The sequence below is a fragment of the Vibrio ichthyoenteri ATCC 700023 genome, from assembly GCF_000222605.1.
Lineage (GTDB): Bacteria > Pseudomonadota > Gammaproteobacteria > Enterobacterales > Vibrionaceae > Vibrio > Vibrio ichthyoenteri.
This window is the reverse complement of record NZ_AFWF01000256.1, coordinates 1-20,604: the sequence shown is the minus strand read 5'-3', so window position 1 is coordinate 20,604 and position 20,604 is coordinate 1. Positions and strand designations below refer to the sequence as shown.

Annotated in this window: 15 protein-coding genes; 7 read left to right on the top strand and 8 right to left on the bottom strand. The window is 42.9% G+C overall.

Features of this window, described 5'->3' with window-relative positions:
• Positions 1-176: 176 nt before the first annotated feature.
• Both RH85_RS17105 and RH85_RS17100 read right to left on the bottom strand, forming a co-directional pair.
• Positions 177-1,943: a leucine-rich repeat domain-containing protein gene (locus RH85_RS17105; protein ID WP_006713962.1), complete on the bottom strand. Its 1,767-nt coding sequence runs from the start codon at positions 1,941-1,943 to the stop codon at positions 177-179.
• A 163-nt stretch (positions 1,944-2,106) separates the two neighbouring features.
• Positions 2,107-2,628 (bottom strand): DUF2867 domain-containing protein, encoded by a 522-nt coding sequence (locus RH85_RS17100; protein ID WP_006713961.1) that lies wholly within the window; start codon positions 2,626-2,628, stop codon positions 2,107-2,109.
• A 129-nt stretch (positions 2,629-2,757) separates the two neighbouring features.
• On the opposite strand from RH85_RS17100, the gene RH85_RS17095 reads away from it, so the two are divergent.
• Positions 2,758-3,369, top strand: a complete 612-nt coding sequence (locus RH85_RS17095; protein ID WP_006713960.1) for a hypothetical protein — start codon at positions 2,758-2,760, stop codon at positions 3,367-3,369.
• 54 nt (positions 3,370-3,423) lie between these two features.
• A complete protein-coding gene (locus RH85_RS17090; RefSeq protein WP_006713959.1) occupies positions 3,424-4,140 on the top strand; it encodes a lipoate--protein ligase family protein in 717 nt (238 codons plus the stop codon).
• A 74-nt stretch (positions 4,141-4,214) separates the two neighbouring features.
• Here the strand turns inward: RH85_RS17090 and RH85_RS17085 are convergent, their stop codons facing one another.
• The 5 genes from RH85_RS17085 to RH85_RS17065 all read right to left on the bottom strand — a co-directional run bounded on the left by RH85_RS17085 (position 4,215) and on the right by RH85_RS17065 (position 10,321).
• Positions 4,215-5,453, bottom strand: coding sequence for a quaternary amine ABC transporter ATP-binding protein (locus RH85_RS17085; protein WP_006713958.1), 1,239 nt, complete (start codon positions 5,451-5,453; stop codon positions 4,215-4,217).
• On the bottom strand, positions 5,446-6,345 hold the full coding sequence (locus RH85_RS17080; protein WP_006713957.1) for an ABC transporter permease: 900 nt from the start codon (positions 6,343-6,345) through the stop codon (positions 5,446-5,448). Before RH85_RS17080 ends, RH85_RS17085 begins: the two co-directional genes overlap by 8 nt.
• A gap of 96 nt (positions 6,346-6,441) precedes the next feature.
• Positions 6,442-7,431 carry an ABC transporter substrate-binding protein gene (locus RH85_RS17075; protein ID WP_039949250.1) on the bottom strand — a complete coding sequence of 330 codons (990 nt, stop codon included), beginning with the start codon at positions 7,429-7,431 and terminating at the stop codon, positions 6,442-6,444.
• Positions 7,432-7,667: 236 nt separating this feature from the next.
• A complete protein-coding gene (locus tag RH85_RS17070) occupies positions 7,668-9,419 on the bottom strand; it encodes an SgrR family transcriptional regulator (RefSeq protein ID WP_006713955.1) in 1,752 nt (583 codons plus the stop codon).
• Between the two features lie 278 nt (positions 9,420-9,697).
• Positions 9,698-10,321, bottom strand: a complete 624-nt coding sequence (locus RH85_RS17065) for a DedA family protein (RefSeq protein ID WP_006713954.1) — start codon at positions 10,319-10,321, stop codon at positions 9,698-9,700.
• Positions 10,322-10,767: 446 nt separating this feature from the next.
• Between RH85_RS17065 and potE the strand changes: the two genes are divergently transcribed.
• Together potE and adiA are read left to right on the top strand one after the other, a co-directional pair.
• Entirely contained in the window at positions 10,768-12,078 is a 1,311-nt protein-coding gene (potE, locus tag RH85_RS17060) for a putrescine-ornithine antiporter (protein ID WP_006713953.1), read from the top strand.
• A 69-nt stretch (positions 12,079-12,147) separates the two neighbouring features.
• Positions 12,148-14,439 carry an arginine decarboxylase gene (adiA, locus tag RH85_RS17055; protein WP_006713952.1) on the top strand — a complete coding sequence of 764 codons (2,292 nt, stop codon included), beginning with the start codon at positions 12,148-12,150 and terminating at the stop codon, positions 14,437-14,439.
• Between the two features lie 109 nt (positions 14,440-14,548).
• Here the strand turns inward: adiA and RH85_RS17050 are convergent, their stop codons facing one another.
• On the bottom strand, positions 14,549-15,070 hold the full coding sequence (locus tag RH85_RS17050) for an NADPH-dependent FMN reductase (protein WP_006713951.1): 522 nt from the start codon (positions 15,068-15,070) through the stop codon (positions 14,549-14,551).
• Between the two features lie 135 nt (positions 15,071-15,205).
• Here RH85_RS17050 and RH85_RS17045 point away from each other — a divergent pair, with 135 nt between their 5' ends.
• From RH85_RS17045 to RH85_RS17035, 3 genes are all read left to right on the top strand, one after another.
• Positions 15,206-16,108 (top strand): LysR family transcriptional regulator, encoded by a 903-nt coding sequence (locus tag RH85_RS17045; RefSeq protein WP_006713950.1) that lies wholly within the window; start codon positions 15,206-15,208, stop codon positions 16,106-16,108.
• Positions 16,109-16,432: 324 nt separating this feature from the next.
• A complete protein-coding gene (locus RH85_RS17040) occupies positions 16,433-17,341 on the top strand; it encodes a VirK/YbjX family protein (RefSeq protein WP_039949244.1) in 909 nt (302 codons plus the stop codon).
• 895 nt (positions 17,342-18,236) lie between these two features.
• The coding region (locus tag RH85_RS17035; protein WP_006713948.1) for an inverse autotransporter beta domain-containing protein at positions 18,237-20,604 on the top strand (2,368 nt) is incomplete at its 3' end.

The window sequence follows — 20,604 nt, the reverse complement described above, 5'->3', positions numbered from 1 at the left end:
ATTAGGTTTGAAATCACAATGTCGTCACTGTAAAACCTCAACCTAACTTTAGGTAAAGCACTTTTTGCGGTGGTAGTTGTCGCGCCAAGAATACTCATGAGCCACAAAGCAAATGAAGGTATTGCTCTTGCAGCCAATACCTTCATTCTGTGGTGGTGATAAAGTCGCGTCTTTAATTATCGACAATCATATTTGATGAGCGACTGTAGTTTCTTGTTGCTTAGCACGCTGGTGATCTTGGTGGTTGTGGGTACGTAGTACAAACAGATTTCCTTTAAGTTTGGCACCTTACGAATAATTAGAGTTTCCAATGGCGCTTGGAATATCTGAATTTGTTCCAACGCAGGCATATCTTCGAGTGTTAAGTGGCGTAGATCGGAATGGACAACCTTAATCTTAGTCAGTTTTGGTGACTGTTGCATCTTGAGTTCAGGCACACTCCCATCAATGAGTTCTAGCTTTGTAAGGCTAGGTTGTGGTGCGATCGTGAGTTCAGGCACACTTACACCACTGAGTTCTAGCTCTGTGAGGCTTGGTTGTGGTGCGATGGTGAGCGTTTCTAACTTGTTAAAAATCTTAAGCTCAAGATCATTGAGTTTGGGTAAGGTCGGTATAGTGAGCGATTTGAGCTTGCCATAAGTAAGATAGACGGTTTCGAGTGCGGAATTACTTGGCCATTTCAGAGTGTCCAGATTGTAGATAGTGGCGCTGAGATGTTTAAGATCTTCTAAGGTCGATAGATCCAATAGGCCATCATCAAATTCAGCAGTGATTTCCAGCAATTCGAGGCTATTGTATTGGGTAAAGTCACCACTTTCGGCGACGTTACCATTCGTATTGCAATATATTTCCGTGATCTCTGCAATGTAGGGGAGTTGTTCCCCTGCTGAAACGCAATAATAGAGATGGGTGTTTTTAGCAAACTGATCTTCAACTTTAGCCAATGGATTATTGTCTAGAGAATAAGAGGTAATGTTGGGAATGAGCTGAAAATCAAACGATGTCAGTTGGTTATTATCCAAACCTAACACCGAAATAAAATTGGGTTGTGCGTACTGTATGGTTTTAAGTTGGTTTTCGGCTAGATACAGATTAGTCAACGCTGGTAACGTTCGCCCGTCAAACGAGGTGATTTGGTTATTGTTAGCATCTAAGTAGTGCAATGCCGGCAGATTAGTGACTGTTAGCTCAGAGAGTTTGTTGTCGGATAACCTGACTTCAGTAAGATTTGGCATGTCAGCCAACGTCAGTGATTTTATCCCGGTTTTTACGACCTCTACGTTTTCTAATTGATGGCTGTTGTTGAGTGACAGAGACTCCAACCCTGGAGTTTGAATAAAGAGTCTAGTCAATGCTGGCAAATCAAGATCGAGTTTTAGCTTTGCGGGTAAACTGTGATCTTTTTCAGTATTGATTATGCCCAAATCACGTAACTTATGATGTTGTAGTGACAGGGTAAAATCGCCTTTAATCGGCGTACCGAGAATGGACAAGTCTTCAAGGCTAGGTAACTGCTTTTCAAACGTCGCAGGCGTGATATCGGTTTTTGTAAGATTATCACCATCGAGAGTTAAATAGGTAAGATCAGGCAGCGTACCGAGAGTGAGAGATTCAAGCCCCTCTTTTGATAGCTGCGACCACACCTCAAGGTGCTGCAATTTTTGGTTGGCGCTGACATCCAGTTGGGAAAGAAAGTTGCTGCTAAGATCTAGGTAGTTTAATTGCGGGAAATACTCAATTTCATCAGCACTTTCAATATCCATGCTCGAGCATTCAAGGCGAGTAACTTGATCTAATTCTTCAATGCCTAAATCTAAGACACATTTTTCAAAATTGTCATCAGAAAAACGAATATCAGAGACTTTCTCTGGTGGAGTACAGCCGGCGAGGCCTGCTAACATCGAGAATCCAATGGCGATTTTACCTAGTTTATATTTCAACATAACGATTTTGCTAACTCACTACTTATGATGTGTGCGATCCATATCTCGTCAGCATACTATGTTGTTTGCATACATTTCACTCTGTTAGTGATCAAATTTAGTTATCGCGAGCACATAAAAATCAGCAAAAGCAATATTCGTTAATCGTTAAGTTAAGAATCGCTTAGTTAGGAATACGCTGCGTTTTGAGTGCTTGCACAATACAGTAGCGAGCTATGATTTTGTGAAATGGTTTGATGATGACCATATAGGCACGGCCCATACGGGTCTTCAGATTCACCAGAGAAGAGATGGCGTATTGCCCCGGCGCGACTTCAAGCACCGAAAGCCAAATATCCATATTCTTTTCGCTCGCAAAGGTTACCACTTCGTTTTGCGTGACAGTTTCGATGGTCAGAAAACCAGCTTTGTTGCCTTGTTTGATTTCTTCAATCGGCAATGCGATTTCTGTCCCTGCGGTTGAAAATCCCAGCCATTTCACGATCGAATTACGTATTTTCATCGCATACACCACCGTTTTTGGTAAATAGCCAAAGATGGCGTGATACACCTTGGTCGCATTGAGATCGGATGATTGGCAAGTATCAAAAGCAAAGCTATCGCGATAGTAATGCCCGGTTTCCTTGCCCGCAACGGTAGAAAAGGTTGGAAACTCAATCTGAGTGACGGCTGGTTGCTTGGGCATAGGATTTCCTTATGAGTTATTCACGTTCTGTTTGTGTATTGTCGGAGCAATGACAGGGTGAAAGATATGCATTCCTTGGCATACTTGGTAAGACTCAGTTTTCTATAGTAGACAACGAATGTCAAATACGTGCTACAAAATCAGGTTGCTTCTGATTCTGATGTAAAAGTAACCCTCTTCCACGGTTTGGTAAAAGGGTCTACTATTTCAATCATTAACAGTTTGATAGAAACGGCTATGTACGCTCAAAATATTCCACTCACTAAAGGCGCAGAAAACGACGCGTTGAAACAGATCATTGCCGCTTACGATGGCGAAATTTATGGCATTGCTTTTTTTGAATACTTTGCCGCAAATTATGCCGATCCATCGCGACTCATATTGTGGCAAACCTTGATTGAAGTGGAGACATTAACTGCGCAACAACTGCAAGTTGGCTTAACAGAGTTAGAGGCTAATTTTGTGATTAACAGTAGCGAAATGCAGCAAAAAGGAGTTAATGATGCGAAAAAATGGATTGATCTTGTTTGGCCAAAATTGACCGAAACGCTGCTGCCTTGGATTGCGCCCTATGAAGAGAAATACCGAGATTGGGCGCACGTTGCGGCAAGTCATCACTCACTATTCGCGTTGATTGCTGATCATGAAACTGCTATTTATCAATGTTGGCAGCACGAGCAAAGTGGTCAATCGGGTATTCCGATTTTACAGGCATTTTTGCAGCAGTACCGCGCAAGTTAGCCTCTTTACTCCTTCGAAGTTGCCCGCTTTATTGGTTACGGTAGGTTTATGATCATGACACATTCTTCATCAGCGCAGCGCAATAAATTGATTCGTTACCCTTCTATCGAAGCGGATGTCTTGTTTGCTAAAGAAGCAGATCTGATTGCACAGGTACAAGCTGGTATCCTCGATCAAGTGCTGTTACTTTGGCAGGCGAAAAGCCCAACCTTAGTCTTGCCCGCAGGTAAGAAGTGGCCAATCAGTGTCGAATTAACTGAGGCACTGGCTGAATCTGGCTGGCAACTTACCGCGCGGAAAACCGGTGGCGCGCCTGTGCCGCAATTGCCAGGTATCATTAATCTGTCGCATATCTACCAATGGCCACAAGATACACCATACGACATCAAATCAGCGTACTTAAAACTGTGTGATGTACTCACCGATTTCTTTGCCCAGTTAGGCGTGTCGGTTGACGTGCATGATACTCAGGGATCTTATTGCGACGGGCAGTACAACCTTAATATTGCCGGAAAAAAAGTGGTTGGTACCGCGCAGCGTGTATTACTAAAGAAGGGCGGCGGGCAAGTGATTCTTTCGCAGGCATGTATCATTATTGATGCTGATGTCGATCAGATCGTTGAGCCAGTGATTGTGTGTAATCATATTTGCCAGCATGATGCGCAGATCAAAGCGTCCGTACATACACCACTCTATGACCATATCGCAGATCGCCCATCAGTCGTTCAGCTTTTCCAGCGGTTAACGAACGCCTTTTTGTCTAATCGTTGATTAGGCTGCAAATAAAGAGCGCCAGCTTAGGCTGACGCTCTTTATTTAGAGACTGTTTGCACGGGTGGATGGAGTTAGCTGGCTTTTTCGGCCGTTGATAGCGGCGTTATTTCATCATTGTCTGCGTTTGATGTTGTCTCTGAGAATAAATCGGCGACTGCACTGCGTTCCAACTCACCTTTTAAATTGCCCTCTTCATCGACCACGGGTAGAGAGTAATCACTGGAGATGGTCTCAGTCAGAACCGTTTCTATCACCGCATCAGGCAAAATCGATGGTACCGGTTCATAAGTCACATCACTCAACTCATCAATGCTTGGCTCTTTGGCAGCGTCAATCAATCCTTCTTTGGTGATTAAGCCTTGGTAGCCATCATCCGTGACGTGGTAACCGTAATCTTGTTTTGATTTCTTCATTTGGCTCAGCGCTTCTTCAATGGTTGAAGCGGTAATGCGTAAAGCGGGTGGTTGCATTACGGTTTCTACGGTCAGTGCGCGTGCTCGATTAACGTCTTTAACAAAAGCCTCAACGTAGTCGTCTGCTGGGTTAAGCAAGATGTCATCAGGCGTACCTTGCTGAACCAATACACCATCTTTTAAGATTGCAATGCGATCGCCAATACGCAGTGCTTCATCCAAATCATGGGTAATGAAGATAATGGTTTTGTGCAATGTCTCTTGTAATTCAATTAGTTGATCTTGCATTTCACTACGGATCAATGGGTCAAGCGCTGAAAACGCTTCATCCATCAACAGGATTTCCGCGTCAGTTGATAGGGCGCGTGCTAAACCAACACGTTGCTGCTGACCACCAGATAACTGGGCAGGGTACTGCTTTTCGTAGCCTTTTAGGCCTACAGTTTCAAGCCATTCGGTAGCACGAGTGATGCGTTGTGCTTTTTCGATACCTTGAATTTCTAGACCATACGCGACGTTATCCAGTACGGTACGGTGCGGTAATAGGCCAAAGCGTTGGAATACCATCGACATTTTGTGACGACGAAATTGCTCTAATTCGGTTTTGGAGAGCTTCATGACATCGACACCTTCCACCAAAATTTGTCCCTCAGTCGGGTCAATTAAGCGGTTGAAGTGGCGAATAAGGGTCGATTTTCCTGAGCCAGATAAGCCCATGATCACGAATATTTCCCCTTGCTTGATACTCAGGTTGATATCTTTCAAACCCACAGTGTGGCCGGTGTTCTTAAGAATGTCGTCTTTGCTGTCACCCTGTTTAACTTGCTCCATTACTGAGCGTGGGTTGCGGCCAAATACCTTATATAAGCCACTAATTTCAATTAATGCATCAGTCATGTTTTAAATCCCCTAAGTGAGCTTGAGTTCGTTTGGCGTATGCTTGAGAAGCACGGTCAAACAAGATGGCTAGGGCAACAATGGCAAAGCCGTTGAGAAGACCAAGGGTGAAATATTGGTTGGTAATCGATTTAAGAACTGGCTGGCCTAGGCCTTTAACACCAATCATTGAGGCGATCACAACCATAGAAAGCGCCATCATGATGGTTTGGTTGATTCCAGCCATAATAGTAGGCATTGCCAAAGGTAACTGAACGCCAAGCAGGCGCTGCTTGCTGCTCGCGCCAAAAGCCGTTGCAGCTTCAAGCACTTCTTTATCAACTAAACGGATACCTAAATTGGTTAGGCGGATCACGGGTGGGATAGCGTAGATAACAACCGCAATTAACCCTGGAATTTTACCGATACCCAGCAGCATGACGACAGGGATCAGGTAGACGAAGGCTGGCATGGTTTGCATCACATCCAGCATTGGTGTGACGATCGACTGCACGCGGTTTGAACGCGCCATCGCAATACCAATTGGAATGCCAAGTACGATAGCCAGCATGGTACAAACCGTAATGATACTCAGCGTGCGCATGGTGTCGTCCCACATGCCGAAATAACCAATCAGCATCAGGGATACGGCGCAACCGACGACCAATTTCCATGAGCGGCTCGCGGCATAAACCAACGCGCAGCAACCCGCGAGAACCAGAAACCATGGGGCGGAGAGAAGCAGCTTTTCAAACCAAACTAAAAAAGAAAGCAATGGATCGAAAATAGACTCGATGAGGTCGCCATATTCGCGTGAAAAATCGCGATAGGCGCCATCTAAGGTTTTACGAATGGCTCGAAGATCGGCGCGTTCCATTGCTGGAAACTCGCTGAGCCAGCTAGTGTCAGACATGTTAATTTCCTTATCAATACTGAAGCGGCTCCTGCCGCTTCAGAACTACAGATGGGTTACTACAGAAGTGCTGTTAGTCTGTGGTACTAGAGGTGATTAGATTGCGTCAGCGACTTTGTCAGCGACTGATTTTGGTAGCCACTGCTGCCAAATTTCAGGAGAGGTCTCTAAGAAGTGGAACATGGTATCTTCGCCACTGGCTTGGTTGTCTTCCATCCAAGCTAATAATTGGCTCATTTGCGCGTTCGTGAAGCCACGCTTGCTTAGATATTCTTGTACTTCTGGCGCGCGAGATGCAAATGATTCAGTGACGATAGTGTGCACTGGTGATGGTGGGTACATTGTCGTTTTAGGATTTTCACAACCATCACGTGAGATACAGTTTAGGTATTCGTCGGTATCAACACCGCTACCAAAATCGACTTTAACCATATCGTATTTGCCAAGAATCGCGGTGGGTGCCCAGTAGTAACCAAACCATGCTTCTTCACGCTCATAAGCTTTTGCTAGCGAACCTGAAAGACCAGCGCTTGAGCCTGGATCAACGACGGTGAAACCGGCTTGGTCAAGATCCATTGAGTTAAATAAGTTACCCGCACTGATCTGACAGTTCCAACCAGCCGGACAGCTATAGAATGCGCTGGTATCAGGATCTTCTGGGTGCTCAAACAATTTCGCGTGTTTTTTAACCCCCTCAATTGTGGCGATTTCAGGGTATTGCTTTACTAGGTAAGCAGGCACCCAGAAGCCTTCTTCACCACCTTCAACCAATGCTTTACCTGCATAGCGTAGTCGCTTGTCAGCAACACCGCGGTCAAGCGCTTCTTTTAAGCTATTGCTCCACATTTCAGGGGCTATATCAGGTTGGCCTTTCTCAATCATAGAGGTGCCGGTTGGCATCGTATCACCGGGGATCAACTCGGCATTACAACCGTAGCCTTCGTTTAAAATGAACTGGTCAAGGTTGGCAAGAAAACTGGCTGAACTCCAGTTCATTTCGGCAATTGTGACATTGCCACACTCTTCTGCAGAGGCTTGAGTAGCGGTTAAACCCGCTAAAATAAGAGTGGCTAATTTTAGTTTCATTTCGATTTCCATTCTAATGAGTACTCTATAAGGTCATCGAAACATTGGTTAGAGTTCAAACTATTGTTGAAGAGCTAAATTGCCAAACTATCGTGTGCGGATCGGCTGAATGCCCCGAAATGCAAGCGATAAGAGCAAGTTTTATAGTGGTTTGTCGGTGATAATATTGGTGGTAATTTGCAAGGTTGATTTTGTATCTAAATATTTACGTTTAGATATCTAACTATTTTTAACGACTAATCGGCAGACCATACATTGCGGATATCAGGCCACCCCCAGTTGGTCAGTGCGACATCTTTGAGTACACCATGAAAGCGCAACGTTTGGCTGTGATGAAAAAGTGGTAACAGCCAATATTGATTGATCAGAGCTGAGGCTATCGGCTCAAGTGCATCGAGATACTGGTTTAATGGCGTGGTTTGTCGCAGAATTTGGAGTGACTGAATTAGCCAAGTCTGCGCTTCATCGCTAATACTGCCATGCAAAATGGCGTTGTGATAGAGACTGTTAAACGCAGAAGCGTGACGATTATCATCAAGGTTGATATTCGTTATGACCATGGTCTCTTGTAAGCGTTGCTCGGCGCAGAGCTTATTGAGCTCTTGGAAGGAGTAAGTGTTTACTATCACGTCAATGCCGAGATGGAGGAGTTGCTCTGCAACGGCGTTGGCACAGTTAACCAAGGCATTGTAATCATAAACTGCAATTGAGATCTGTTTTGGTAATGGGCAAACAGAGGCGTCTGGTCTAATTACCTTGTGCCACATAGGCAGCAGATTATACGCGTGTTCACTACCAAAATTTTTGCCACGCTGTTTCAAATGTTGATAGACCGACTCAGGCGTCACGAGGTTGGAAAAGTACCGACGCTGTTGCTCACTTAAAGCTTGATGACTGCGTTGGTTTAACAACACAAACATGCAGCCATCTTCGATGCGTGTTTGTTGAATAGCTTGCGAGTCGGCCTCTTGTGTCTCGGAGGTTAAGTAGTAGTGGCAGGCTTGATCACGTTGCTTTTCGGGATGATTAGTTTCAATTTGTTTTTGCTTTAACTCGCGTTCGTCCAGTTGCCAAATCGTCACCATATCGGTCAGGGCGCGACAAGCATAGTAGCGATCGAATGCTTGCAGACATAGCTTCGTATTTGAATGTTCAACGACTTCAAACACCCCACTGCCAGTGACGGCACCTTGAAACTCTGCTTGCAATTGGTGGAGGGGTTGAATGGAGTATTTTATTCCAGAGAGTAATCCGCCAAAACCAAAGTCTGGCTCTGAAAGGTGAAAGGTCACTTTGTTGTCCATTGCTGCACGTACATCGAGCAAATGGTTTAACTCTTGCTGATAGTTTGCGTGCAGTTTGAGTTGTTTAAACAGCTCTGCGATGTGATTGGCATCAATAACATGACCATTGTGAAAGGTTAATCCGGGGCGAAGGTAAAAAGCCCATTCGGTTCCTTGCTCGTTGTGCTGCCAGTGATGAGATAGCTGCCCTTCAAGCATGCCGTAGCTATTGCTGGTGACCAAGCAGCAATAAACCTGACGAATAAGATAACGCTCGCTTGAACGGTGCAATGAATGGGGCAGTAGTTTTTCAAATGGACGTTTATAAGTGAGCTGAATGTGTAACCGCCCTTCGCGAATTGATGCTCCGGAGGTATTTTGCAGCAGTTGACCAAAGGTACGTTCATTATTATCGAGAATGGCGAGGGCTTTTTCGTATTTACCTTGTTCGATGCGTTTGGTGGCGAGTTGTGCTTTGAGTTCGTCCAGTTCTAATTTCAAGATCAAGGTTGAGCGTTGGTTGCGGCCCACTTTAGGCTGCCAACTGAGCCAATGCTGCTTTTGCATTTCACCGAGCAAGTTTCTGGCATGGCGAGCGCTGGTAAATAAGGTATCTGATACGTCCGATAATGCGGTTTTTATTTCATTGCCCACACCAAGCTGAGTTAGGCGAGCATAGTATCGAAGCAAGTTTAGATCAGACATATAACGAGGCTCTTTTGACCAAATGAAGCAATGAATGGAATGATGATTTCCGCAATTGGGTCATTATACGCACAATTTAGTTGAATTTAGCCGGAATAGGTCAAATTGAGGAACAAGAAAATTAAAATTGGGTAGTTTTTACTTTCCTAATACGGAGGGAAAATAAAGCGGTGATAGAGTAGAAAGAGCAGTAGTGAACAGACATCCGCTCCTGTACCCCCAAGAACGCCTGCTTACTGCTGCTTTTTGTGCTCTTTTCAGACTATTTATTTACCGAGTTATTCGTTAATCGAATTGCGTTTATTTGATTTACGGCGACGAACAATAAGGCCGATTAGAGCAATAAAGACTAAAGCCGCGGCAAACCACACACCAATCTGGTGATCTGAGTAAAAGTTCAAAATGAAGTGAAGATGAGCAAAGACAAAATTACTCAGCAGGCTAAAGATCAGCACCCATATAGTGGTCGCCAACGCATTTCCCCAGATAAATTCACGGCGAGGCATTTTGGCAATACCGCAAGCCAATGGCATAAATTGTTTCATCCCCTCAATAAAACGGCTTACAACCAAACAAATCGGCCCATACTTTTGAATTGCCGACTGCATCTTTTGCATTTTTTGCCCCGAGATATAGCCTTTTTTATCTAGCCACCCTTCAAAATAATAACCTATTAAATAGCCACAACTGTTACCGATAAAACAAGCTAACCAAGAAGTCAGCATGACAGCGGGCAAATTCATCACGCCACGTGACGCCATTATCGATGCTGCGATCATCAGCGATTGACCAGGCATCGGAATACCAACACCTTCTAGGAAAATACTAATAATTAAGGCCAAATAGCCGTACTGTTCTAGTACCGGTGACATGACATTGAGTAATTCGTTGATGTGTTCCACTCAAAACTCCCACGGACAAAAGTGTCTAAATACGCCTGTTGAAACGATCAATCAATCAGCAACCTAGATTTGGCTAAAAACCTGACGTTGGCTTGATATATGTGCGGTAAAAACCAGCAAATTGCTCGATGTGACCGGTGCGTCGCGTGAGTTAACTCTAGCGCGATTCGGTAAAGTGTTGTCGGTCAGTTTAGCTTGTTAATACCTTATCAATGACGGTTCGATATGGGTAGTTTCGCTCGACAATTATTATTGAAACAAAATTTACCTAACTGTATTTACATGACTATGCTTACAGGCATCGACTATTGACGAAAGTATCCGTAGATACATTACGTGGTCTGGATGGAAAGCATCGTAGTCAGCATCATTTTTCATATTTACGGTAGCACTGAATTTGCAGCCCTCGCGTTGGTGAGCGTTGTATAAGTAAAGGGTGAGGTTTTATGAGCAATAAAATGGGGCTAATGGGGCTGACGACCATAGTGACAGTTAACATGATGGGGTCCGGGATCATTCTTCTGCCCTCGAGCCTTGCGCAAACGGGAGGGATTGCGCTACTCGCATGGGGGATCACTGCCGTTGGGGCACTTTGTATTGCCTATTCTTTTGCTAAATGCGGTATGTATTGTCTTGAAGATGGCGGGATGTCTGCGTATGCGCAGCGGGCGCATGCAAAATCCAGTTTTTTCATCGCGTCCTATACCTATTACGTCTGCCTGGTGATCAGTGCCGTGGCCATTGCCGTGACGTCGGTGGGCTACTTAGAATCATTTATTCCTTGGCTTAAACAAAGCTCAATTCACACCTTTGTGGGTGTTGTCGTGGTTTTAGTGGTGACACTTTTGGCCAACATGCGTGGTGCCAAAATCACTGGCCGTATCTCGGCAATTACGGTGTGGGGAGTCATCATTCCTGTGCTTGGTGTTTCGGTTATTGGTTGGTTTTGGTTTGATAGCAAGATTTTCGCTGAGGCATGGAACCCTAATAATGTTTCAATTTCGACTGCGATGTCTTCGGGGATTGCTCTGACGCTATGGGCCTTTCTTGGTATCGAGTCTGCGGGTGCCAACTCTGGCGCAGTAGAGAACCCTAAACGTAATGTGCCACTGGCCTGTATGCTTGCCACCGTTTTTTCCGCCGTGACCTACATTGCTTCCACAACAGTGATACAGGGTATCGTACCGAATGCTGAGTTGGCCAAATCAGACGCGCCATTTGGTTTGGTTTTTGCCGAGATGTTTGATCCAACCATCGGCCAAATCATTACTGCAATGGCCGTGGTCGCCTGTATTGGCTCATTGCTCGGTTGGCAATTTACCAATGCACAAGTCTCTAAAGCTGCTGCTGAACTCAAACTTTTCCCCAAAATATTCAGTGATGTAAACCGCTTTGATGCCCCAGTGAAAGGTATGTTGATCATGCTAGCGCTGGAGATTGTTCTGGCTGTCATGACCATTTCGCCTACGTTGATTAAGCAGTTTAATGTACTGGTGGACCTCGCAGTATTCATCAATATGGTGCCATACATCCTTTCTTTGACGGCATTAGGTGTGATATTGCGCCAAGCGAATGTGGGTGAATCAGAATATAAAGTTTCCATCTTTGTTGGTTCAGTTGCGGTGCTTTATAGCATCTACGGCGCATACGCGACCGGACAAGAGTCGATATTCTACGGCACGCTCATCACCTTGGTTGGCTACTTTTTCTATGGCTTTATTGCCAGTCGAGATGCCAAACCTGTTTCAGGGACATAGGGATAAATTCACAACGATAGGTTATTACCAATCCAATAATGAACGAATTAAAGAGAAGGTATGATAGCTATGAGGAAGTACGGTAAGAAAAAACACGCGTTGATTTTTAACGATACCGTTAAGGCGGGCGTGATTGAAAATGCGCTTAATCGATTGATTGATGAATTTGCCAATGAAAGTGTTGAGGTGACGATTGCCACGTCATTTGATGACTGTTACTCGATTTTCAATGCCAATACACCGGTAGATTGCTTTATGTTGACCTCGCAAATGACGGGGCGACAAGCCGATGAAAACGAAAAATTCTTTAAATTGATTGATAAGCTCAATCGTCGCCAGCAAGGCGTGCCGGTCTTTCTTTTAGCCGAAAGAAAAAAAATCACCTTATCAGTAAGCCGTGATCTGATGTCTCGGGTTGATGAGTTCGTGTGGATTATTGAAGATACACCCGACTTCATCGTTGGTCGCGCAGTTGCAGCAATGGAGCGTTATCGTGATCAACTGTTGCCACCATTGATGGCGGCGATGATCAAATACGATGACGTGCATGAATATTCATGGGCGGCGCCGGGGCACCAAGGTGGGGTTGGTTTCACTAAAACCCCGGCAGGGCAGCGTTTCTATCAACATTATGGAGAAGCCCTTTTCCGTTCTGATATGGGTATCGAACGTGGCTCGCTCGGCTCGCTACTTGATCACACCGGCTATTTTGGTGATAGCGAGGCCTTTGCTGCTAAGGTCTTTGGCGCAGACAAATCCTACTCATTGGTGACAGGGACCTCAGGGGCAAACCGCACCATCATGCAAGTGTGTATGAAGGAAAATAGCCTCGCGATTTGCGATCGCAACTGCCACAAATCGATCGAGCAAGGTTTGATGCTGACTGGAGCCCGCCCAGTTTATATGCTGCCAACCCGCAACCGTTACGGCATCATTGGCCCTATTTATCCAGATCAGATGGAGCAAGCGGCGCTGAAACAACGTGCCGCCGAAGGGCCATTAACTAAAGATTTTGCCAATCAAGATCCGGTCTATGCGGTGATCACTAACTGTACTTATGATGGGTTGTGTTACAACGCTAAGCGTGCGCAGGAAATCCTTGGTAAAAGCAGCAACCGCATTCACTTTGATGAAGCTTGGTATGGCTATGCGCGTTTTAATCCTATTTATACCGACCACTTTGCGATGCGAGGTGAGCCTACCGAGAGCGAAGATGAGCCAACCGTATTTGCCACTCACTCGACGCACAAGTTACTCAATGCTTTATCGCAAGCTTCGTATATTCATGTTCGTCATGGCAAAGATGCGATTGATTTCCAGCGTTTTAATCAATCTTACATGATGCATGCGACCACCTCACCGTTATATGCAATTAGTGCCTCGAACGATATTGCCGTATCACAAATGTCGGGCAACCGTGGTTACTCACTCACCCAAGAGGTGATTCATGAAGCGGTTGACTATCGTCAAGCGATGGGGCGTTTGTATCGTGAGTTTGAACAAGATGGCGATTGGTTCTTTAAACCGTGGAATGCGGAAACCTTTACTGATCCTAATACCGGTGAAAAAGTCCCATTTGAAGAGGCTGATCCGCAGTTACTTGCCTCGACGCAAGATTTTTGGGTAATGAAACCGGGCGACGAATGGCATGGCTTTAAAGATATGCCTGAAGGTTGGTGCATGCTTGATCCGATTAAGGTCAGTATTCTTGCTCCGGGTATGGGTGATGACGGGACCTTACTCGATACTGGTGTGCCAGCGGCGTTGGTGACTCAATTCCTCACCCGTTATGGCATTGTGCCAACACGTACTACCGATTTCCAAGTGATGTTCCTCTTCTCTATGGGGATCACCAAGGGTAAGTGGGCGACATTGGTTAATACTTTGCTGCATTTCAAGCAGCATCACGACCAAAACACCCCATTGAAAAATGTATTGCCAGAGTTAGTGGAAAATTACCCTGATATGTATGGCGAAATGGGAATGAAAGACTTGAGTGTTAAAATGTTTAATTACCTTAAACAGCACACCCCGTCAGACAAACTCAACGCAGCATATTCGACATTACCAGAAGCGGTAATGACCCCACGCGCGGCGTTCGAATCTATTGTTGAAAACAATGTGGAGATGGTGCCATCGACCCAACTACAGGGTCGCGTATCAGCCAACGCCGTTATTCCATACCCACCGGGCATTCCTATGCTGATGTCAGGTGAAAGCTTTGGCGATAGTAACAGTCCGCAAATTACCTATCTACGCAGCTTGGAAGTTTGGGATAAAGAGTTCCCCGGTTTTGAACATGAAACCGAAGGCACTGAGGTTGAAGATGGCATTTATCATGTGATGTGTGTGAAAAAGTAACCCTGACAGGGATAAGAGCTTTCAAAGCCAGAAATGCCCGCTAAGTTCGACTTAACGGGCATTTTTATTGTGCATAAATACTAAGGCAAATGTCGTATTTTAGTGCAGATTATAGTGTTTCAATCGCATCCAACAGTTGGCGATTAAATTCTTCAGAGGTCACCTGTGCTGTTTCCATGTCGAAGTTGTCGTAGAAGCTTGGCAAAGAGATGCTCGCCTTTACATCTGCGGCAAAGTAAGGCGCAGAGCCTGATGCAGCGGCTAGTACGCTACCTGCGCCACCAGGGCCTGGAGACGTTGCCAGCATGATAACGGGTTTACCTTGGAATACTTTCATGTCGATACGAGTTGTCCAGTCGAAAACATTTTTGTATGCCGCGGTGTAAGAGCCGTTGTGCTCAGCAAACGAAATAACAATCAGGTCAGCATCGCTGATCGCTTGGAAAAATTGCTTGGCTTGCTCTGGTTGACCTAGTTCTTTTTCACGCTCATCGCTAAAGATTGGCATTTCAAGCTGGTGGATATCTAACATGGTCACTTCAGCATTTGGTACTTGCTTTGCTGCGTAGTGAGCTAATTGCTGGTTGATTGAGTTTTTGTTGTTGCTAGCGCCAAATGCTAAAACTTTCATAGTTTCTTCCTCGATTCTTTAATTAATGCTTTTGCTTAATTCGTTTGATGGAGAGAGTTTAGTTTGATTCCATATTTTGATTAATAGGGTAAATGTGTAATTATTATTTCCATATGACTTGTAATGAGGTGAAAGATGAGCCTTTCAGATACGAACTTACTCGATGGTATGGTGATTTTTACCACGGTGGTTGAGCAGGGGATTTTTACCAATGCCGCCAATACGACCGGCCACTCGACTTCGTTTATCAGCAAAGAGATTAACAAGCTTGAAGAACGATTAGGCGTGCGTTTGCTGCATCGGACAACGCGCACATTAAGCTTAACACCGGAAGGGCAGCACTATTTTCAGCACAGTAAGCAACTGATAGAAAGTGCGCAAGAGCTTGAATTGGCGATCAGTGGCCAGCAACAAGAGCCCACAGGAGTCTTGAAGATCAGTTGCCCCGTTAATTTTGGTGCTGCTCAACTTAGTCCTGTATTGGCCAAATACATGCAGCTTTACCCTAAGGTAAAAGTAGAAGTGTTTGCTAGCGATCATAAAGTGGATTTGATTGGCGAAGGCTACGATGTGGTGCTGCGTTCATCGTCTAGCGCTGCTGACTCTAGTTTGATTAGTCGTCTTGTCCAACGCTCTTGCACTCGCACTGTTGCTTCTCCTAGCTATATAGGAAGGCATGGCATGCCCAAACATCCGAGTGATCTTAGCAAACATAAAATGATCTGTTACAGCAATCATAAACAGCCTTATGTGTGGAACTACATTGATCATGATGGTTCTTTATTACGCATCGAGGTGAGTGGAGTGATGACGACCAACAGCCCAGAAATGTCGCTTAGTTTAAGTACCTTAGGGCAAGGTATCTGTCGTTTGCCTGAAGCGCTGGTGCTAGACAGCATTGAGCGAGGTGAATTGGTTGAGTTATTTACCGATTTTCCGGTGCATAAAATTGAGATGTGTTTGGTCTACCCAAGCCGTAAACATATGTCGACCAAGGTACGTCGCTTTATTGATTTGGTGGTAGAAGAGTTAAAATGATTATTATTATCTTTAACTGTGTAAAAATATCGGCTGCATAGCTTTTTGAAGTTCGGTTTTGTTATCTTTAGTTGGATTTATCGAAATGTTATTTTCCAATGTTGATGTTATAAAAATTCGATACGTAAATTCTTTGTGATTATAAGGTCATGGTTTTAACAAAATCGGACTTTTTATTTGTTTTTTTCGTAACATTTAGCAAGTTGTTATATTTCAATTTTACTTTTAAATAATGTCGATAAATAAAATTAATTTCTAAAAATATCATTCCTGACACACATTGTTTACTCCAATTTACATCTGTTATATATGGTGGTGATATCGATGTCAGTTAATCCAATATTTTGTTTTAAGGAAATTTTATTTTTTTCCAAAGTCATTAGTTCTAAATACCCTTCTCGTAGAACTAGGATTATGTACGAATGTAAGTTTGTCTGTCGAAGTTTATTTTACTATAAATCGTTTTTGATGATGTTTGAAAATATTGATAAGAGTATTCTTGTTAAATTCTCAAGCAATGGTTTTTTGATAGATAAGCCATATAAACCGTATATAACTAATGGTTACTCATCTTTAGAACGTGCTGTGTTTTTAGTTGAACACTACAATTTTATTGACAATCACTTTCATAAAAAATTAAGTGATAGTATTTATTTTTCCGATGGATTTGATCTTGCCTCATTCGAAATTGAAGATGTAGTGTATGGCATAAAGTTGGCACCGAGTTATTATGGAAAAGAGGGAGAGTTGGTGTTGACACTATTTAATGATGAGGACTCTAGATTTTACTCGCTTACATTCTCATTGAGAGAGATATCGAGTCAAAGGGAATTAGTGATAGGTGGATTGCAAGGGCCTAAGAGCAATCAAGTAAATAATGATAAAGTAAAAAAACTCACAAAATCCCTTCATGGGTTACGACCAAAGGATCTGATGATCAAATTAGTTACGATTCTCGGGACTTATTGGGGGGTGACAAGAATTTTGGCAATAAAAAATGACCGACATTCTTATCAGTCTATACGATATAGCAAAGGAAGAGTAAAAACCGATCTAAATCAACATTGGTTGGAATTAGGAGGCAAGGATTTCGATGATTACTTTTACTCTTTACCGATTGTTTATGAACAAAGAGATATTAGCCTAATTTCACGACCTAAGCGAGCCATGTATCGTCGTAGGTATGAGTGGTTGAATATGGTAGAGCAAGAAATTAAAACCCGCTTTTTTTGATAGTTGTCTTATTGGAATGGTTTTTTCTATCTTAGATACTATTTTTATTTCCATTTAGTTACCTGAATTCCAGTTCAAATATTGAAATCATATGTTCCATTTTTGGTTTTTCATGGTTGTGTGAGCTTAATGTCATGGGAAAGTCATAGGGCGTTTTTTTTCGGACTATTTGTAAAACTAATCGGACTTTTTATAGATGACGGGGAGTGATTAAAAAAAACTACCTATAAGATAGAAAATTATTTCTTTGTGTTTTTATTGTTGTGGTTAATGGTATAGATATCACGGATTGAGGTTGGTTTTATATGTAGGGATTTTGGTGATGAGTGTGTTAGGTGTTTTATGGTTATGCGTAAGGTTTTTTATGCTTCTCAAGTTTCGTCAGTAGAAGATTTTTTGAAAACGGATATCTCAATAGATACCCATATATATTGTTCATTCAAAATAACGTGTATAGATTCATGTGTTTTGAAAAAGTTAGAGCTAAGGTGCGTAAAAAGCATTAGTTTTCTTGACGGTTTTACATTATACCCAAGTAGGAAAGGTAATGCATGTCTAGAAGTGAAGTGAATGGAATTGCTATAGTTTTATTGCTTTTTAACTATTATCTTATTTCATTTTTTTGTATCGCTGAATGTGCGTTTTTTTATACAAGAAGCTTAGTTTTTAGTTTGTTTTTTTCTTTTGTGGTGATGTTCCTTTTGCCGACACTGATAGTAATACCATTTGTTACGATGAGTTGTTATTTGTGTTTCGGTTTAAACTGGCCCTTTGCTTTGTTAGTAGGGGTTACTTTTATTCCATTAACTTTTAAAAGCTTTCGCAAATATATGATGAAATTTACCAGGTAGTTTTTCTATTTTGTCGTCTATTTTTGGTCAATGGTTTTGTTTTTATGAATAAAATTATTAGTTGTCTACTACTAATGCTGCAGTTGTGTTCGTTAGTAATTTCTCCAGTGGTTTATGCTTATCCATTGCTTTCCTATTCAGGTTCAGGCAGTTTGAGTGGTATGCACTTTTCTCCTAACTTAGAGGGCACAACAGAATCAACCTTCAAATATCCAATTTATCTTCATATTTACTCTGGAATTAAACCGAACCTAAAGTGGGTTGATAATGTTATTTACTGCGTTAAGCATTTATCCCCCGCTTTGGAAGTGAAAGTTATTGACTCAGTTGCACCTTGGCAGCTTGGTCAACACCGTGTCATCGTTGGACCAATTGAGTCTGGGCTTGTGGTTGGCTATAGCAAAGCATTAACGAAAGAAGGTATAGATAATTTCCCTATATATTTTAACGATGGTAGCATTTCGCTCATAAATAATCCAAAAGCTAGTCGTCAATTATCTACATTTATGTTACCAACATTGAAAATAGATAAAAATAAAGATGTATTAGATAAAAGTGATTTGAATGAAAATCAACCGAAGTCATTTTATTATTCAGATGAGTTATCGCTGGCCGCACAAACACTCATTGATATTGATAATGGCACATCTATTGAAGAAAAAATGCTGGATTATGCACGTTCCGAGGCAGAGCGTTATACCGAGACTCATGCACGAGATTGGTTGTCTCAATACGGGACTGCGAAAGTTAAAGTTGATTTTGATTCAGAATTTCATTTGAAATCAAGTGAATTAGATTTACTTATGCCAATTATGACTAACAAAAATGGAATAGCTTCTTCTACTTGGTTTGTACAGCCAGGTTTTGTTCTAAATGATGACGGTTACTACAATGGTAGAGACTTTGCTCATATTGGTGTTGGTTATCGCGCTAAAGGTGAAGATTCATTATATGGCCTAAATGCATTCTATGATTACGATATGACTCGTTTTCATCAAAGAGCCAGTATAGGCGTAGAATATGCTCGAGACTTCATTAAGCTATCGAGCAACTACTATTTTCCATTATCTGACTGGAAGGATAGTCCTGAAATATTTGATTCAATGGATAAAATAAAATTAGAAGAAAGACCTGCTCAAGGTATAGACTTTCATTTTACGGGGTATCTTGCGCAATACCCATCGTTGTCTCTATCTTCAACTTATAAACAATATTTTGGAGAAAATGTTGAAGTATCAAATGGCGATGATCCTGTCAGTAACCCCTATCAAATAGATACAGATGTTATCTACACGCCGATTCCATTGCTTTCATTTAATACGGGTTATACGCATGAAAAAGGAGGTATCAATGGCTTACATGTTGGCGCTAATGCGAGTTATCGCTTTGGTGTTCCACTGCAGCAACAATTAGATTCGTCTCAAGTTGCTCTAAGTAAATCATTAGATACTCAAATGTTTGATTTAGTTGAACGGGACCACAATATTCGTCTCGAATACCGCAAGAAGCAAGTGGCCTTTAATGTGTCGTTTAAATCGAAAAATTACGACATTCAAGAAGGGCAATTGATTGAACTAGGTCAATGGCTATCAATTGATGGAGATGAATCAAATATTGTTGACATCAAGTTTGAAGGCAATGCGAAAGACTTTATCCAAAGATCAACATTACTGGCTCATACACAGTTTATTGCCCCGTTGTATCGGACCTCAGCCGAGAATGACTATGGTTTATCGATAGTGGTAAAACTAATTAATGACCAAGTTATAAAAACCTCGGTGATTATCCATGTGGTGCCAGATACGGTAGAAGGAATTACGACAGAAATCGCGCATGCAGACGGTAGCGATCCATTGACTCCGGTTGTTGCTGATGGAAAACAAGCTTATGTAGTAACAGCGATACTTAAAAATAAAGAGGAACGGGCGTTAGCAGACGTAGCTGTTCATTTTGATACTTCATCATCAAAAGGTGAAAGAGCTTCAATCGTAGATGGGAAAACCGATGACCTAGGCAAAATTAGCGTTATGGTTACGGAGACCATCGCTGAAAAAGCAATATTAAAAATTTTAACTCCAAACAAAACTCTCTCTGTTCCATTAACGTTCACTGCTGATGCGGCGCACCCAACTATCAAGCTTAAGGGCGATGATAAGTCCGGCGTGATTGCCGACAACAACGGTCTTCACGACCTGACGTCGACCGTGCTCGATGTGAACGGCAACGCGATTGAAGGGATCCTAGTGACCTTTAGCTCCGTAACAAAAGGGGCCACGGTCTCTGCGGTGAATGAAGGAAAGACGGATGTCAACGGGATCGCGACAGCGGTGATCACTTCGACCAGTGCCGGTAGCAATAAGGTGACGGCAACGGTGGGGGATAAATCGGCTGACGTGTCGGTGCCGTTTGTGG

What these genes read in the sequence shown, in the direction of transcription:
- RH85_RS17100 (WP_006713961.1), bottom strand. Translation starts at nt 2,628, where the DNA reads ATGCCCAAGCAACCAGCCGTCACTCAGATTGAGTTTCCAACCTTTTCT.
- RH85_RS17075 (WP_039949250.1), bottom strand. Translation starts at nt 7,431, where the DNA reads ATGAAACTAAAATTAGCCACTCTTATTTTAGCGGGTTTAACCGCTACT.
- RH85_RS17040 (WP_039949244.1), top strand. Translation starts at nt 16,433, where the DNA reads ATGTCAGTTAATCCAATATTTTGTTTTAAGGAAATTTTATTTTTTTCC.
- potE (WP_006713953.1), top strand. Translation starts at nt 10,768, where the DNA reads ATGAGCAATAAAATGGGGCTAATGGGGCTGACGACCATAGTGACAGTT.
- RH85_RS17080 (WP_006713957.1), bottom strand. Translation starts at nt 6,345, where the DNA reads ATGTCTGACACTAGCTGGCTCAGCGAGTTTCCAGCAATGGAACGCGCC.
- RH85_RS17090 (WP_006713959.1), top strand. Translation starts at nt 3,424, where the DNA reads ATGACACATTCTTCATCAGCGCAGCGCAATAAATTGATTCGTTACCCT.
- RH85_RS17105 (WP_006713962.1), bottom strand. Translation starts at nt 1,943, where the DNA reads ATGTTGAAATATAAACTAGGTAAAATCGCCATTGGATTCTCGATGTTA.
- RH85_RS17070 (WP_006713955.1), bottom strand. Translation starts at nt 9,419, where the DNA reads ATGTCTGATCTAAACTTGCTTCGATACTATGCTCGCCTAACTCAGCTT.
- RH85_RS17050 (WP_006713951.1), bottom strand. Translation starts at nt 15,070, where the DNA reads ATGAAAGTTTTAGCATTTGGCGCTAGCAACAACAAAAACTCAATCAAC.
- RH85_RS17085 (WP_006713958.1), bottom strand. Translation starts at nt 5,453, where the DNA reads ATGACTGATGCATTAATTGAAATTAGTGGCTTATATAAGGTATTTGGC.
- RH85_RS17045 (WP_006713950.1), top strand. Translation starts at nt 15,206, where the DNA reads ATGAGCCTTTCAGATACGAACTTACTCGATGGTATGGTGATTTTTACC.
- adiA (WP_006713952.1), top strand. Translation starts at nt 12,148, where the DNA reads ATGAGGAAGTACGGTAAGAAAAAACACGCGTTGATTTTTAACGATACC.